The 16337-nt window shown below is 37.7% G+C and carries 13 protein-coding genes; 6 read left to right on the forward strand and 7 right to left on the reverse strand.

The window, feature by feature from the left end; translation table 11 throughout:
• Nucleotides 1-153 precede the first annotated feature (153 nt).
• Entirely contained in the window at nucleotides 154-675 is a 522-nt protein-coding gene (locus tag ACT3S4_RS10930) for a hypothetical protein (protein WP_045456193.1), read from the forward strand.
• Nucleotides 676-793: 118 nt separating this feature from the next.
• Here ACT3S4_RS10930 and sat read toward each other — a convergent pair whose 3' ends face one another.
• Nucleotides 794-2047 carry a sulfate adenylyltransferase gene (gene sat / locus ACT3S4_RS10935; protein WP_109589809.1) on the reverse strand — a complete coding sequence of 418 codons (1254 nt, stop codon included), beginning with the start codon at nucleotides 2045-2047 and terminating at the stop codon, nucleotides 794-796.
• 262 nt (nucleotides 2048-2309) lie between these two features.
• On the opposite strand from sat, the gene ACT3S4_RS10940 reads away from it, so the two are divergent.
• From ACT3S4_RS10940 to ACT3S4_RS10950, 3 genes are all read left to right on the forward strand, one after another.
• Entirely contained in the window at nucleotides 2310-3995 is a 1686-nt protein-coding gene (locus tag ACT3S4_RS10940) for a nitrite/sulfite reductase (RefSeq protein WP_444761047.1), read from the forward strand.
• Nucleotides 3988-4584, forward strand: a complete 597-nt coding sequence (locus tag ACT3S4_RS10945) for a DUF934 domain-containing protein (RefSeq protein WP_201576716.1) — start codon at nucleotides 3988-3990, stop codon at nucleotides 4582-4584. Before ACT3S4_RS10940 ends, ACT3S4_RS10945 begins: the two co-directional genes overlap by 8 nt.
• Nucleotides 4585-4736: 152 nt before the next feature.
• A complete protein-coding gene (locus ACT3S4_RS10950) occupies nucleotides 4737-5375 on the forward strand; it encodes a phosphoadenosine phosphosulfate reductase domain-containing protein (protein WP_101211570.1) in 639 nt (212 codons plus the stop codon).
• Nucleotides 5376-5533: 158 nt separating this feature from the next.
• On the opposite strand, the gene ACT3S4_RS10955 is transcribed toward ACT3S4_RS10950, so the two are convergent.
• On the reverse strand, nucleotides 5534-6349 hold the full coding sequence (locus ACT3S4_RS10955; RefSeq protein ID WP_444761048.1) for a DUF817 family protein: 816 nt from the start codon (nucleotides 6347-6349) through the stop codon (nucleotides 5534-5536).
• 390 nt (nucleotides 6350-6739) lie between these two features.
• Between ACT3S4_RS10955 and ACT3S4_RS10960 the strand changes: the two genes are divergently transcribed.
• Nucleotides 6740-7690, forward strand: coding sequence for an acetyltransferase (locus ACT3S4_RS10960; RefSeq protein WP_372861786.1), 951 nt, complete (start codon nucleotides 6740-6742; stop codon nucleotides 7688-7690).
• A 258-nt stretch (nucleotides 7691-7948) separates the two neighbouring features.
• Nucleotides 7949-9553 (forward strand): siroheme synthase CysG, encoded by a 1605-nt coding sequence (gene cysG, locus ACT3S4_RS10965; protein ID WP_444761049.1) that lies wholly within the window; start codon nucleotides 7949-7951, stop codon nucleotides 9551-9553.
• Nucleotides 9554-9659: 106 nt separating this feature from the next.
• Here the strand turns inward: cysG and ACT3S4_RS10970 are convergent, their stop codons facing one another.
• The 5 genes from ACT3S4_RS10970 to ACT3S4_RS10990 form a co-directional block, all read right to left on the reverse strand.
• A complete protein-coding gene (locus tag ACT3S4_RS10970) occupies nucleotides 9660-10676 on the reverse strand; it encodes a CgeB family protein (RefSeq protein WP_444761050.1) in 1017 nt (338 codons plus the stop codon).
• Nucleotides 10677-10880: 204 nt separating this feature from the next.
• Nucleotides 10881-11147, reverse strand: a complete 267-nt coding sequence (locus ACT3S4_RS10975) for a hypothetical protein (RefSeq protein ID WP_444761051.1) — start codon at nucleotides 11145-11147, stop codon at nucleotides 10881-10883.
• 229 nt (nucleotides 11148-11376) lie between these two features.
• Nucleotides 11377-12306: a hypothetical protein gene (locus tag ACT3S4_RS10980; protein ID WP_444761052.1), complete on the reverse strand. Its 930-nt coding sequence runs from the start codon at nucleotides 12304-12306 to the stop codon at nucleotides 11377-11379.
• Between the two features lie 97 nt (nucleotides 12307-12403).
• A complete protein-coding gene (locus ACT3S4_RS10985) occupies nucleotides 12404-14770 on the reverse strand; it encodes a glycosyltransferase (protein ID WP_444761053.1) in 2367 nt (788 codons plus the stop codon).
• A 14-nt stretch (nucleotides 14771-14784) separates the two neighbouring features.
• On the reverse strand, nucleotides 14785-16337 hold a 1553-nt coding region (locus ACT3S4_RS10990; protein ID WP_444761054.1), incomplete at its 5' end, for a CgeB family protein.

The following is a 16337-nucleotide window of genomic DNA, read 5'->3' on the forward strand; positions in this document are numbered from 1 at the left end:
CACTTGAGCTTGGCGAAAGTGGTGGGAGTATGTCAAATAGACGAGCCTTTATGTAAACGATACTATCTCTAATATCCTTACAGCCATGCTGTTAGGCGTTTCGTTTAGATAACGACCATTCCTCTTAATCACTCCTTTATCAAAGGTACTTAAATGATCATGTCTCCACCTCGTGCCGCTCGTCACTCACGCTTTTTTTCGGTATTTTTCACCACATCGGCGGCTCTGTTTGCCTTAAGTGGCTGTAATAACATGACACCTAGCGTGAATCACCAAGCCATAAAACAACCTATAGCCGATGTCATGCCAGCTGTGCAAGCAGTCGTTGGAGATTATGCTGATGAAGGTTATGAAAAGCGCGCGCAAGGCTATGATTGGGTTGGCGTCATGGTACGGGCAGAGAGTGATCAGCAAATCAACATAAAGGTTCGCGCCCGTAGCGATATTAAAAAGCCCAGTTGCCAGTTTGATAGCAAGGCGACATTAATGGGTCAAGACGACGCGCACGGCATTATTTTCCAAAGCAAAGTCAATGACAGTACAGCATTCTTTCAATTTAAGGATGATAAGCTGACTATTGATAGTCAAGATAAATACGCGCTTAACTACTTCTGCTCTGGCGGTGGCACATTGATTGGTGACTATCAAAAGCTGACAACAGATTTAGAGATTTAATAGATAACGAACGCTAGCTTAGATAACAGGCGTTGAAAACCAGTATCAAAAAAAAAGGTGTCAGATGATAAGTCTGACACCTTTTTTTGATACTGGTTTGTATGCTGATAATCTTGGTTTACACCGCAGAGGCACCAACCAATTTCACTTCAGCACGTTCCTCTCTTGCGATACCAGCATAATAATCACGCAAAATTTGTAATACTTCTGGACGGCTAAAGTTGTCTGGTACTTCTTCATCTTCTGATAGCGCTTTACGCAGCTTCGTACCTGATACTTTAACGTGTTCAGACGCTTCATGCGGGCAAGTCTTATCTGATGCCATGGCATTACAAGCATTACACCAGAACGTCCAGCCAATTTTTAGTGGTTGAGTGATAAGATCATCTTTACCAACCTGTTCAAATATCGTTTGTGCATCAAAGGCACCGTAATAATCGCCGACACCAGCGTGGTCACGACCAACAATCAGATGGCTACAACCGTAGTTTTGACGGAATACTGCATGCAGTAGCGCCTCACGCGGACCGGCATAACGCATGTCTAGCGGATAGCCTGCTTGGATCACGGTATCAGCTCTGAAATAATTATCAATCAAGGTCTTAATGGCTTCTTGGCGTACCTCAGCTGGGATATCTCCTGGTTTTAATGCGCCGAGTAGCGAATGAATCAGTACGCCATCACAAATCTCGATCGCAATCTTGGCCAGATATTCGTGTGAGCGGTGCATAGGGTTACGCGTTTGGAAGGCGGCGACTGTTTTCCAGCCTTTGGCATCCAATATCTCGCGCGTCTCAGCTGGCGTTTTATAAATCTCTGGGTATAAGGCGGGGAACTCGCCTTCGCTTAGTACTTCGACGCGACCTGCGATGTTGACTTCGCCTTGGTTCAGGACTTGCTGCACGCCCGGATGTTCAGGATCAGTTGTGGTAAAGACTTGCTGGCACTCATGGTCTTTGTCGATATCATAAGTTTCTTCGACAGTAATGATGCCCATCACTTCCCCATCATCCGCGACCAAAGCCACTTTATCACCTTGGCTCAAAGTATCGGTCAGTGCTCTTGGAGCAGATAAAGTAATGGGGATTGGCCAAAACAAGCCAGCATTCTCACCACTTTGCAGACGCATGTTGTCAACAACGCCTTGCCAATCGGCTTGATTCATAAAGCCATTTAGCGGGGTGAAGCCACCAATACCAAGCATAATCAAATCACCACGCTCACGTGAGCTTAGCGTGATAGTCGGCAAAGTGCTGGCAAGTTCTAGAGCCTCTTCGCGTGCTTTACCTTTTAATAATAGTGGCTTTAGGGTGTCGCTACCATGAGGGGGTACTAGTTTTGAGGCTGCTTGATTGGGGACTGAAGATGTCATATTAATTTAAAACCTTAATGATGAGTGAGAAAGCTGAGTAAATGGGTTATAAATAGAATACGCATAGGCTACCGAATTTTCGTTATGAAAATTTATGCTGACTTTGGATATGGATATGACTTATAGGAATTTATGTTTTAACGCTATAGCTTATATGATGTGACGCTAAGCTAAGCTAAGCTAAGCTAAGCTAAGCTAAGCTAAACTGTCACTGAGCAGTTTTTAAGCTATCATATACGTCTATCATTATTGAGATTACGTCATGTACCAATATAATTATGCTGACCAAACCTTGGTAGAAGAACGAGTCGCCCAATTTCGCGACCAAACCGAACGGTTTTTGGCAGGCGAGCTGCCAGAAGAGCAATTTTTGCCGCTGCGTTTGCAGAACGGTCTTTATATCCAGCGTTATGCGCCGATGTTGCGTATTGCGGTTCCATATGGCTTGCTGGCAACCTATCAATTGCGTAAGCTCGCCGAGATTACCCGCAAATATGACAGAGGTTACGGACACTTCACTACCCGTACCAATATGCAGCTGAACTGGCCAAAACTTGAAGAAGTGCCAGATATTTTGGCGGAGCTGGCATCGGTACAGATGCATGCCATTCAGACTTCGGGCAACTGTATTCGTAATACCACCACCGATCCATATGCTGGTATTCATAAAGAAGAGATTGCTGATCCACGTCCTTATTGTGAGATTATTCGCCAGTGGTCAACCTTTCATCCTGAGTTTGCATTTTTACCGCGCAAATTTAAGATTGCCGTCATCGGTACCGCCAATGATCGGGCAGCGACGCAGGTGCATGATATCGGACTGCATTTAAAAGCCAATGAAGAAGGCGAGCTTGGATTTGAGGTGATTGTTGGTGGCGGGCTTGGACGTACGCCAGTGATTGGCAAAACCATTAATAAATTTTTACCACGCCATCATTTACTCAGCTATTTAGATGCGATTTTGCGCGTCTATAATCTGCATGGTCGCCGCGATAATAAATTCAAAGCGCGTATCAAAATATTAGTCGAGAGCATGGGCGGTCCTGCCTTTGCTAAACTGGTCGAGGCTGAATGGGAAGCACACACCAAAGGTGGCTCATTAACTCTAACCGATGCCAGCTTTGACAAAGCCAGTAGTTATTTTACCGAACCTGATTATCTAAGCTTTGATGCGCTCCAAGTACAGTCGGACTTGCAGCAGCAATTAAACGCTGATAAAGACTTTGCCAATTGGTATAACCAAAATACGGTCGCCCATAAAATCGCAGGTTATCGCGCCGTGGTGATTTCGTTAAAAGCAGGGTTGGTCAATGGTAAGTACGTGCCTTCAGGTGATATCAGTGAGTCGCAAATGGACGCCCTCGCCGACCTCGCTGATGAACATAGCTTTGGTGAATTGCGTGGTACTTATCAGCAAAATCTGGTTTTCGCTGATGTACAAACCAACCGCTTATACGAGCTATGGCAACAGTTGGTTGCGCTACATTTGGCCCGTCCAAATATCAATACCCTCACCGATATGATCGTCTGCCCAGGCTGGGACTTTTGCTCGCTCGCCAATGCCACAACCCACAATATCGCTGAACAAATCGAAAAGCAATTTGATGATCTCGACTATCTTTATGATTTGGGTGAAATCCGCCTCAATATGTCTGGCTGTATGAATGCCTGTGCGCATCATCATACCGGCGATATCGGTATCCTTGGTGTCGATAAAAAAGGCGAATACTGGTATCAAATCAGCCTCGGCGGAAACTCTAGTAACGACGCCAAAATCGGCAAGATATTGGGTAAAGCGGTGCCATCTGATGATGTCGCGACGACGATACAAAAGATAGTAGACGTCTATCTAGAGCAACGCGTGGCTAATGAGAATGAGGTAGAAGGCTTTGGTGAGCTGATCAATCGTATTGGCCTTGCACCCTTTAAGGAGAAGGTCTATGGGTAATCATCATCTTTTCAATAGCGAGGCTGTGGACATCAGTCAAAACGATACTTGGCATGTACTGACGACTAACGATCTACCAGATGGTATCGCACTGACCCACATATCATTGCTCGAAATTTTACAAAAGCAAGAAAAGCTCGATGTGCTCTTACCGCTTAGCGATTTATTGGATACTAAGGGCAATATTGCTGGCGGTCTATTGCAAGAGGTGTATGAATTACTCGCTCAACATACCAGCAATCTTGGTGTCTGGGTGACATCGAATAGCGATACGGAAGTGCTAACTCGCATACCAGAGTTTTTATTGCAGCAAGATTTAATTGTGATTAATGTGCCAGTGTTCACCGATGGACGCGGCTTTAGCTTTGCCCAGACCCTACGCCAGATCGGTTACCAAGGCGAGATTCGTATGGCTGGCAAGTTTGGGCGTGACCAAATTGCCTACCTACTACGTGCGGGCGCGGACAGTTTTATGATAAGCGAGCATGACCTACAGTCCATCTCCGACATCAGCCAAGCATTTAACGCGCTGGCTAGCAGTTATGACGGTCGCAACGCCGCCGACTTACCGATGTTTGCGGACGCCTAATTTGTATTATTTCAATTTAAATTATGACAGCAACGACCTATTTTTGTAGGCTGGGTTAAAAACCCAGCCTAAGATTACTATTCAATACTTAATTTTTTTACCATCTTTAACTTTATGCATTTAAATTATTAACCACCATTAAGGAACATATTATGAGTCAATTACACCCAGATCTAGACCTTGATCAAGCCAACCAAGCGCTACAAGGTAAATCACCAGAGCAAATCGTTGAATGGGCACTCAGTCAGGCTAAAAACCCTATCATTACCACCAACTTCCGCCCTTACGAGTCGGCTATCTTGCATTTAGTTGCCAAGCAACGTCCTGATATCACCGTATTATGGGTAGATTCTGGTTATAACACGGACGCCACTTATCGTTTTGCTAATAAAGTGATCAAAGACTTAGATCTTAATGTCGTTACCTATATCCCTAAGCAAACGGCGGCGCATCGTGATGCCACGATGAATGGCATCCCAGGGATTGATAACCCACAGCATGATGAATTTACAGAACAAGTGAAACTTGAGCCATTCCGCCGTGCACTAGATGAGCTAAAGCCTGACGTTTGGTTCAACGCCATTCGTAAAGATCAAACCGAATTCCGCCAAGGTCTTGATGTACTCAGCCTATCAAAAGATGGCGTACTAAAAGTAGCCCCATTATTTGAGAAAACAGATGCAGATCTAGATGTGTATCTTGATGAGCATACCTTACCTAACGAGCATGACTACTTTGATCCAACGAAAGTAGAAGAAAGCCGTGAGTGTGGTTTGCATACGCAGTTGTAATTTTAGCAGCAATCCATAAAGTAAAAGCCCTCTTATGATTTAAGGGGGCTTTTTTTATTTTCATATTCGATTCAATATTCAGTCCCACAAAATTTGAATCTATAATCCAAGCGCTAGCGCTACTGCCAAAACAATGAGAACACACGCAAGTATCAAAATTATCGAGCTAACTGCCAACCGCCTTTCTCATCCCTTTTACCCATGACTGCCAAAACCAACACTAGACTTAACATCAGTAATAAGTACCAAGAGCCCAGCTTACCCCAACCTACCATATGCCATACATTCGCTTGTGACGGATAACGCCAAATATTGGTAAAAGTAGCAATATTTTCTGCCAACCAAACCAAAAAAGCGAGGAACAACAGTAATGGTAAAAATGGACATTGATATTGCTTGGTATCACGCAATTGAAGATTATTTTTGTGATGGATTTGAAAAAATACTCTGGTTTTCCAAAATAAAACTACTGAAGCGATGAACAATATATTGCGAATATCAGGGACAAAAAACTTAGTAAAGAAATTGGCATAAGAAAAAATAACCAATAAACTCACCCATAGTAAACGTGGTAAGTCGGTAAAAGAGGCATTAAACAATCTTAAGCCACGCGCTAAAAAACTACCTACTGCCGAATACATAAATCCGGCGAAAAGTGGCACAGTGGCAATTCTAAAAATTGCTGGTTCAGGATAGTACCAAGAACCAATTTTGGGATGGGTTAAAAACAGCTCCATTGCCATGGCCATAATATGAAAAATAGCAATGACCCATACCTCACGCGGTGTCTCTAATTTGAAATAAACCAAAAAGACTTGAATAATCAAAGCATAAGCCAACAACAGATCATAGCGATAGATACCAGAAATTGACCAACTTATTTGATGAGTCAGTACAAAAGCCAATAATAAAAGTATGCCAAACAAAGCAGACGCTAAACTCAGCGCGGCGCCACGCGGAATAATTTTCAACACCTTAGATTAGCACTACAATCATATTGACTACCGTTTATTGCTTCAACAGCTCGCTTCATACGCTATGATGAACCATGACATACATCCTCCTATTCCTCACAATAGCTTATTATATAAAGTATTCATTAGAGGCCGCCAAACTATAGCAAATAGTTCGCTTAATAGACAATTTTCTATTATTTTTGAATATCTCTATCTGTATAAAGAAGTCAGTATTTGAATAATTAACGTTTCTTGAACGTTTTATTGTCTAACATTGCGGTATTCTATGGCTTGCCTCAGTGGCTGCTCAGCATTAAACCGACGCTATAAAGCCACATCATGGACAAAGTTACTCATCCTTTTTTATTTCCTTATAGGCACTCGCGCTCATTAATATGGATATTTATTATGTCTTTTATAAAAAAAATCGATTCACTCTATGAAAAACTGCACGATAAGCTACCAGCGGTAGGCAAGACCGCCTCTTTTTTAACTGGTACGAGTGTTCTTACTGCCAATAGTGCAATGGTGGGCTTGCCCATCTGGACTTTGGGAGCGGCAAAAGTATTGACAGGAGCGAAAGCTGCGGATGATGCGCTGATTGCGATTACCAAATACTGGATTAATAGTAATAATGCCGTCATTGATCATGCCCTACCTCACAAAGACTGGCGCATTAACCTGCCTGACGATCTGAGCGAAGACAAACAGTATCTATTGGTAAGCAACCATCAATCGTGGGTTGATACCAGCATTGTGCAATATATCAGCCAAGATACCCTGCCTCTGACACGGTTTTTTACCAAGTTTAATCTGATTTATATTCCTGTTATCGGTCAAGCCTTTTATTTCTTAGACTTTCCGATGATGAAGCGCTTTTCTGCCAAAGCGATGGCCAAGAATCCAGAGCTTAAAAAACAAAACTTGCTTGAGGCTAAGCGTGCTTGTCGTCAATTAAAAAACAAACCTTTCGCGCTATTAAACTATTTGGAAGGCACGCGCTTTACTAAAGAAAAACATGACCAACAAAAATCTCCTTATCAGCATTTGTTAAAACCACGGGCTGGCGGTTTGTCATTAGCAATTAATGCGTTAGGCAATGAGTTGGATTCTATCTTGGACGTGACCATTGTCTACCCAGACGGCGCGCCTGACTATGATGATTTATGGAAAGGTAATATTCGCCGTTTGGGCGTCGATGTGACTCGCTTAAAGATACCAGATGAATTATTTGCTGCCATCATGGACGGCGGCTATGACCGTGATGAAACCACCAAAAAAATGATGTTTGACTGGTTAGAGGATATCTGGCAACAAAAAGATGCCCGTATGACTAAGATGCTGAGTGAGTTTGAGTAGGTTTTTGTACGTGGTCAAATCTCATTATTGCTAATATCTAATGCAAAAATCTAATCTACATGACAGCCACAAGCTTTGACGTAAGCCTGTGGCTTTTTTAGTTCTGTATTTCACGCCTTACCTATTCCCTTTTATACCAAAAACCCTCACCAACATGACAAAAACGAATATGCTAATGCCAATTCGCTACGTGAGCGTATGCCTGTGATACCTCATAATAGCGACATACCTTACATTGAATGAATTACAGGTAATCCTATGAACACCTTTCCATTATTTTTTAAATTAGAAGACCGTAAAGTACTCATTGTTGGCGGCGGTGATGTGGCGCTACGTAAAGCAGATTTGCTCAGCCGTGCTGGCGCGTGCATCACTGTTCTTGCGCCAAATATCTGTGTTGAACTACAAGCCTTGCTCAGTGACAGTAAGCATGAGCTGATTTATGAGAATTATAATAAAACTTATATGACAGGCGCACGCGTTATCATTGCTGCCACTGACGATGAGACACTTAACCATCAAATACATGCTGATGCGACGGCATTAAATATCCCTGTAAACGTCGTCGATACGCCGCATTTATGCGATTTTATCTTCCCTGCGATTGTTGATCGCAATCCAATCGTGATTGGCATATCGTCAAACGGCAAAGCGCCAGTGTTGGCACGTCTATTACGCGCTCGCCTCGAAACCTTGATTCCACAAGGCTATGGTAAATTGGCAAAGCTTGCTGGGGATTTTCGTAGCGAAGTGAAAACTAAAATTCCAACATTGACGGGTCGTCGACAGTTTTGGGAAAAAGCATTTGAAGGTCCAGTCAGTCAGCTGATGTTTGCTGGTAATGAAGATGAAGCGGCGGCACAATTACAAGCCGATTTAGATAAAACAGCATCAATTATCACTGAAAAACATACAGAGAATGATATATCCACAGAACCTCAAACCCTACAAAATAATGTAGGCGAAGTCTATATCGTTGGTGCAGGCCCAGGTGACCCAGAGTTGCTCACCTTTAAAGCGCTGCGTCTCATGCAGCAGGCTGATATTGTCTATTATGATGCGCTAGTATCACCGCAAGTATTGGATTTATGCCGCCGTGATGCCGATAAAGTGTTTGTTGGCAAAAAACGTAGCAATCATGCTGTGGCGCAATTAGGCATTAATGAATTGTTGGTCAATAGCGCTAAAGAAGGTCGCCGTGTGGTGCGTTTAAAAGGCGGCGACCCTTTTATCTTTGGTCGGGGTGGAGAAGAAATTGAGAGCTTACGTGCGCATGGCGTTCCGTATCAAGTGGTGCCTGGTATTACCGCTGCCAATGCCGCCGCAAGCTATGCTGGCATTCCGCTAACCCATCGCGACCATTCGCAGTCAGTGCGTTTTGTCACTGGATTTTTAAAAGCGGGTGCGCCCAATAGCAACTTTAAGAGCTTTTTGAATACTGATGAAACCGTAGTGTTTTATATGGGACTGCATTCGCTGGCGCGTTTGACTGAAGGCTTGATTGACGCAGGACGCAGTAGCGATACCCCGATTGCCATTGTATCTAATGCTAGCATGCCCAATCAGCAAGTATTAACGGGAACGCTTGCTGACATCGTTGAGTTGCAAGAAAAAAACCAGCTGCCCACACCAGCCTTGCTCATTATGGGAGACGTGGTCGCACTCCATCATGATTTGGCTTGGTATAATTTGCAAAATCAGCAGAAAAACAACAATAGTGACACTACAGCTAGTAACTGGCTACGTGGTGGCACAGCGGCTACACCAAAAACTGACCATACTAGCCAGCAGGCCCATGCGTTATCTATGGTAGCCAACTTAGCAACGGCTGATGATGGTTTGGAGCAGTTAGTGATTGGTTAGGATAAGTTTTCTAATAAGTACAAAAAAGCCTGTTAGTCATTGCTAACAGGCTTACTGTATTAACGCTACCTAAAAACTTAAGTAGAGTTTCATTGTGAGTATTACACTATAATTCAAGAAAGTCTATAATATGCTGGAGCCATTGATCGTAGTTATAGTTTTCTAACACATGAGCACTCGCATAACGCATCATTTCTTCCTGATGCTTAGTATAGCCTTTAGATAACTGCGCGAATAGTTCATCAGCTTGCTCTTTACTGTCGACAACTTCACACATACCCTCAAAGCGCGTACTGACTGCCAAACTGGGATTAGTAATCGCCAATCTACCACATGCCATAATCTCAATTAATCGACGAGAAAACATACTCGGTGAATCAGTCACGGTATTTACGTTTAGACAGTGTGAATACTGACGGTATACATTACCCGTCTTATTGTAAGGGACATTAGGGAATACCGTCATGTTAGGTAAATCAGGGTAACGATATACATCAGGGTTACGATCTGAGTTGCGATCTATGATATCCAAGCCATAGGGAGATGCTGAACTGAATGCCATATCTTGCCACTGTTGCCGAGCACTGTGAATATGCTTACTATAACTACCAATGAATAAACTCTTAAGATAGCGCGGCGGTGATGTGGCGGGATAATGAAACTTAGGCTGTACCGCAAATGGTAGCACCCCTACTTTTACCTTATTACCCAATATCGCTTGGTATCTAGCTACACAATTTGAATCAACAGTTAGAATATACTTAAATAAACTGGCAGCATTAATGAAGCGATTAAAATGCGCACCGTCTTCTTTATTCCAAAATACAGCGGGCACGTTATACTTATCAGCCATCTCTAATAGGCGCTGTAAATCATCATTGTGGCGTTCAGGATAGTCAGGGTAATTGGCAACTTTATAACGCCATGACTCTTTATAACCTCGCCATACTGATTCGACTAATATAAAATTAGGCCTAAATGCCTTAAATAGCCAAGTCCAATGACGATTAGTTAGCTTCTTTACTTTAATGCCATTGTCTCTATCTAAAGATATGGCGGTAAGCTCATCACTGACCAAAGCGATTTTAGTGCTAGCTTGAACCGTCATTAAGTTTTTTATCATAGTAACTAATCGATGAATAACGAAGTGTAATTATTAATATAGCACTCTGTTTTCTATGTAATTGTATTAAAAAGGATATATTAAGTATAGTTTCATTTAAAATAAATAAAGAAAATAGCCAATCTTTAAATTTAAGACTGGCTAATGTTAAAATAGAACTAAAATTCATTGTGCAAGTTACAACTAATTTATACCTGACTTCTATTAGATAGATATCCTTTCCGAATTATAATTTCTTGTACCCTGACTCTCTATATCTTTAATAAAAGCTTTAATAAAGAAAACACCAGTTTGCCCTTTCCTGTTAAAGGTAACGGTCATATTTTTTGTATACCAAACCGTATCTACTCTCTCACCATCCTTATATAGATAATATGCATATTCATACTTAGATGGCTCAAAAAAATAGCTGTCAACTAAAAACTGACCTATAACTTTATCGTTATTAATAGATATATTTACATTAAACATATTCAATCCTAAATTTAGTATATTTTTATTTTAATCTGTATTAATTGTAGAATACATATTAACGAGAATATTAAACTATTCAATCATAGATAGTATTAAATCTAACTATACAACATGCTTACATTCATTTATAGGGCTATTTACATAATATCACTATAAATTTGGTTCTATTTTTTGATAAATATCAATTTAGGCAAAGATTAATAAAAATAATTAGGTAATAAATGAACTACTCTTTATTACATTTATACTTTATGTAGGATTCAATTTCATTATTGTAAGATTCACAAATGATACTGCTCATGTATAGCTGTAAAACTCCAGAAGATAACATCGTAGTTAATACGGCGTGGGAGGCATCTGGTAAAGCTAATAAATTAGGTTGAGAGTATAGTTTCATGACCTGTTCATATATGAATTTTTGATCAACAGGAATATTTGAATCAAAAACTATATAAACTGGTTTCTTAGTTAAAGGTAACTCACTAAAACATTTATGCACAAAAGATAAATTAGAAAACTGAGGGTCGTTAATTGAAGGGTGAGCAGAATTTCTAGGAGATGCTGCGATTATTGTAGCATTAATACATCCTCCGAAATATAAAGCACAGTATCCTCCTAATGACGACCCATAAACAAAAGTTTCCTTATTTACTATCAATGGACTTACGTAATTATAGAACTCTTCAATATCTATACCTTGGTATTGACTACCAATGTCTTGATAAACAGCAATTAGATTCCACTTATTTTTCAATACATAAGAACGTCCAAAAGGAATGCTGTCCTTTGTAGTACCTGAGCCATTGAAAGTTATAAAAGTTATATTTGAACCTTGATTGTAATACTCTATCTTAAATTCTGGCTCTTCAATTACTATTTTAGGGTTTATATCTAATATTTCATATTGAATATCATCGTAAATAAAACTTTTTGTTTGATATTTAATAATATCGTTGTTTTTATCTTTAAAAAAGAATACTACAGATAAAGTTCCATATTTAGGTTTCTTTGCGAATTTATGCTGCTTCCTTTTCTTATAAAATTCTTTCTCGATAATTTGGTCATTGCTCATTAAATAACAAGCAATTAAGCCATTGTATTCAGTCTTTGCAACTATAAAGCCTTCAGAATCTACAAGTAATGTACTGTTATACATGTCTAATACCTAAGGATATATTGAGAGTCAATATAAATATATAGAATTTTTTTAAATAAATTTCGTAAAAATAAGATTTTTATCTATAAGAGAATAGTCAATATCTCAACAATTTTAGTTCTTTCAAATTAATGTTAGCATCTTCATGCCATAGAATAAATGATATAGAAATTAACTCACTGCCCTCAGGAATTGAAAAATTGATACTTCTCAGTATATTACTTTGTGAAGTGTCAAGATATTTATAAATTCCAATATCATCAAATTCTGATAATTGAAAATTTTCTATATCCTGATTACTTCCTTCAACTTTCAAAGAAATGAGCGCAGCATTTATTTTCGTATTAGCAGAAATATTAGGCTCGTATTCTAGAAAGAAATTTCCAGAGCCACTAAATTCTTTTGGGATTAATATCTCGTTTTTATTTTTCGAAATATTGTAATCTTCAAAACTTAAGACTGACTTTAAGAACCTTTCTTTTACTAATGTGGGATAAGGCGAATTATTAATTCTCCTATTTGATAAAGCTACTACGTCGTTAAATTTTAATACAAATCTTTCAATTGAATATTTACGATTAATTATATTTTCGCCTATACTTCTATAAGCATCAAAATCCTTCATGTTTCTCTGTGAATATATATGATGCGCTATATGTTCAATAGAATTAAATATATATTTTTTTGGATATATATACTCTACACCGTTCCAATTTAATAGCAAACCTTGGTTTCCTGCACAAAAAGCATCAGCAGGAGCAAGATGAAAACTTTCAGGAAATTCTTCATTATTACTACTAGAGATAATAAATCCTATATCCTTAATTCCCTTCTTAACATCAACCCAACCTTCAAATACTATATGGTTTTGCAAGTTATTATCTTTAATAAATTTATCACAACTAATATAGTAATTCATTTCATTATGGTTGTTTTTTATCCAATCTAGATCTTCTGCAGCCTTTCCAAAAATAAATAATTTATATCTAAGGTCTTTAGCTACTAATTTCTTTAATATCTTTAATGATTCCATGTATCCTTTACGTGATGGTAAAATACCAATCATACCAAGATGATATAATTTACTTTGCTCATCAGATTTTTGATAATTATCAATATCTAGATAGTTTGGGAGTAGACTAGCTAAAGATCTAGATATACCAGTTATTTCAACTAACTTTTCAAAAAAGTAAACTGATACAGCAAAAACTCTGTTAACTCTCCTGAAATCTATTTCTTTGTACCATTTTGTTGTAAGTTCAAATCTATGCATGCGTATAAAAAGTTTCTGTTCATTTGTAACTCGATTACTATACCATACAGCATTGCCTAGCATCCATTCGCATAATATGATTTCGCCCCAATTTAAACACTCTAGACTATGCGTCTCATTGTTTATATTATGACCGGCCCATTCATCAACTCTTACTTCATAGAATACTTCCAAATAGCTAATTATTGGTTTAATAAACTTTAGATCATAACCACTTATAACTAATCTTTGTTTGATTGCTAATAAGAAATCCTCATATTTTTCATTTATTAAAATAGATATTATTTCTTTAATTCTTTTATTGTAATTAAAGTTTAGTATTATATCTTCATTATTTCTAACAAACAAAGATAACCTTTCAAAATCCTCTTTGCCTATATTGCTACTGTCAAATTTAATCATACCTTGGATAGCCGTTTGCAACCCAACTTGAAGTCTTATTTTATAGTAATCAATATTAACTTCTAGCAACCTTTTCCGAGCATACTCCCAAACCTCTAAATGATTTCTTAGTTCTTTAGAGCCATATTGTTGAGTAGACGATGCTACTTGGCTTTGCTTCTTATGATATATAAAGGTAGGATGGTCTATATAGTATATTTTCTCTGAAGCTAATAAACATTCGATCAGAAATACAGTATCCTCACCCATTCTAAGGTTTTCTTTCCAAAAAATTTTATTTTTTAAAACTATCTCTTTTTTTATTAGACTACATACAGTAGTGCTTTGCTTACTAATTATATTTTCGATTTTTTCTTTTTTGGTAATACTATTAAATTCAGTATCAATCCTATTCATTGATAATCTTTTCTCTCCATTATCAACTAATAAGTAACCACGCAATATATCGGCGTCTTTTTTAATAGCAAAATCATAATAAGATTTTAAAGTATCATATAAAATCTCGTCATCACAATCTATAAAGAATAAGTAATCGCCTTTCGCAATATTTATACCCTCATTCCTAGGTCTGGATGGTGAACCACTATTCTTGCTTAGCTCAACCAACCTCCAATTATTTTTGTTTTTTAAGTTATCTTTTATATATTTTACAGTATTGTCACTAGAAAAATCATCAACAAAAATCACCTCAAAATCATTTTGTGGGAAATTAATAGATTCTAAAGATTTTATACATTTTTCTATTTTACTTAACGCATTGTAGCAAGGAACAATAACACTAATCTTCATATCGCACACCAATTTTATATATAATAAATAGAAGAGTTTTGAATTCTATTGAAGTTTAACACTGATTTTTTAAATTTATCTTTATAGCTAAATACATTCTTCATTAAAAATGATTCTTCTAAAATATATTTTCTTGAGTAATTTTCTTCAAAACCAACATATAGTTCTTTAGTATAGCAACTATGTAGCATAGCCTTACTGATAATATCTGCATCAATTAAAGAAATTGAATCTGTTATTATAAAGAAATCGGTTTCTATTATATCTTCATTATCTTTAATATACTTTTTTAGATATGACTCAGCTAAAACATTTACGTCCTCATTGTTATATGATATATAGACATTACTAATATCTATATCCTCAATATTATCACTAACTACAATTAGAAGTTTATATTTAAGTTTTTCGTTCAATGTAATAAAGTTTTTAACTTCTTCCTCTATGAGGTTTAAGTCATCAACTAATAAAACCAATGTTATTTCATAATTATTTTTTTTGTATATCACACCTACTCTATCTAGAATCTCTTCAAATCTATTCTTATAAGTGTGATTTTTTAATACCTCAGTTAGATTCTTCTCTCTGAACGTATTTATCTGTTCATCAGAGAGACTACTAATCCCATTAGGGTTTTTATCTAAATATAAAACCGAATCTCCAAATATTTTCTCTATACCTACAGAATAATTTGATATTACAAAAGTATTGCTAGACATAAGTTCAAAAACTCTTCTAGCAAACATTGTCTGCGACTGAGTTACTGTGTTTATATTTAATCCAAATATACTTGATTTATATACTGAAGCTATCTCTTCATTAGCTATGCTAGGTTTTTCGTAAGCCTTATATTCTTTTGGAATTTTATGATTTACATCTTCTATATCATAATATCTGTTATAAAAATCTAAGCTATAATCTTGTTCAATAATCAAATCAAAAAACTTACTCATTAATTTAGACCTTTGAATATGATTAGCGTACCAACTACCAGCAAATACAATGTTCTTGTTTCTTACAAAATTATTACTCGTTATGGGATTAAATAGTCTTGGTTGAGTTGCAAATGGCAAAGGAAATACGTTTTTTAATCCATGATTTAATTTATAGCTTTCGATACATTCTACAGCTGTCGTAAATACGAAATCAAAGGCCTGTGCCGTTTTTACAAAATCATGTATGCTGTCATCGTAATGAGTAGGATCTTCTTTGTTCCAAAAGACTGTTGGTATGCTGTTTTCATTACAGTAATTAATTATGTCTAATAACTCAGTTCTATTTTCTAACTCAAAATTTTCGCTAGCGTATACCTTGCCTTTCCAAGGTCTGATAACACTATCCGTCCCTGACCATGCTGATTCGCAGAAAAACATGTGAGGCTTAAATTTCTCAAATCGGTCTTTCCAGTTAATTGGCTCTATAACGATAGGCTTAAATTCGAACCTGAAAGAATTATAGCTAAACTCATCTAATATTACTGCTATTCGCAAATCCTTAGCATATATATTAGATAAATCAATATATCTATTGTTTATTTCTATATTTTCTATGAGATGGATGTCTGGTG

Source organism: Psychrobacter sp. AOP30-A2-5, from assembly GCF_052378115.1.
Classification (GTDB): Bacteria; Pseudomonadota; Gammaproteobacteria; order Pseudomonadales; family Moraxellaceae; genus Psychrobacter.

What these genes read in the sequence shown, in the direction of transcription:
- sat (WP_109589809.1), bottom strand. Translation starts at nt 2,047, where the DNA reads ATGACATCTTCAGTCCCCAATCAAGCAGCCTCAAAACTAGTACCCCCT.
- ACT3S4_RS10960 (WP_372861786.1), top strand. Translation starts at nt 6,740, where the DNA reads ATGTCTTTTATAAAAAAAATCGATTCACTCTATGAAAAACTGCACGAT.
- ACT3S4_RS10975 (WP_444761051.1), bottom strand. Translation starts at nt 11,147, where the DNA reads ATGTTTAATGTAAATATATCTATTAATAACGATAAAGTTATAGGTCAG.
- ACT3S4_RS10980 (WP_444761052.1), bottom strand. Translation starts at nt 12,306, where the DNA reads ATGTATAACAGTACATTACTTGTAGATTCTGAAGGCTTTATAGTTGCA.
- cysG (WP_444761049.1), top strand. Translation starts at nt 7,949, where the DNA reads ATGAACACCTTTCCATTATTTTTTAAATTAGAAGACCGTAAAGTACTC.
- ACT3S4_RS10930 (WP_045456193.1), top strand. Translation starts at nt 154, where the DNA reads ATGATCATGTCTCCACCTCGTGCCGCTCGTCACTCACGCTTTTTTTCG.
- ACT3S4_RS10985 (WP_444761053.1), bottom strand. Translation starts at nt 14,770, where the DNA reads ATGAAGATTAGTGTTATTGTTCCTTGCTACAATGCGTTAAGTAAAATA.
- ACT3S4_RS10945 (WP_201576716.1), top strand. Translation starts at nt 3,988, where the DNA reads ATGGGTAATCATCATCTTTTCAATAGCGAGGCTGTGGACATCAGTCAA.
- ACT3S4_RS10970 (WP_444761050.1), bottom strand. Translation starts at nt 10,676, where the DNA reads ATGATAAAAAACTTAATGACGGTTCAAGCTAGCACTAAAATCGCTTTG.
- ACT3S4_RS10940 (WP_444761047.1), top strand. Translation starts at nt 2,310, where the DNA reads ATGTACCAATATAATTATGCTGACCAAACCTTGGTAGAAGAACGAGTC.
- ACT3S4_RS10950 (WP_101211570.1), top strand. Translation starts at nt 4,737, where the DNA reads ATGAGTCAATTACACCCAGATCTAGACCTTGATCAAGCCAACCAAGCG.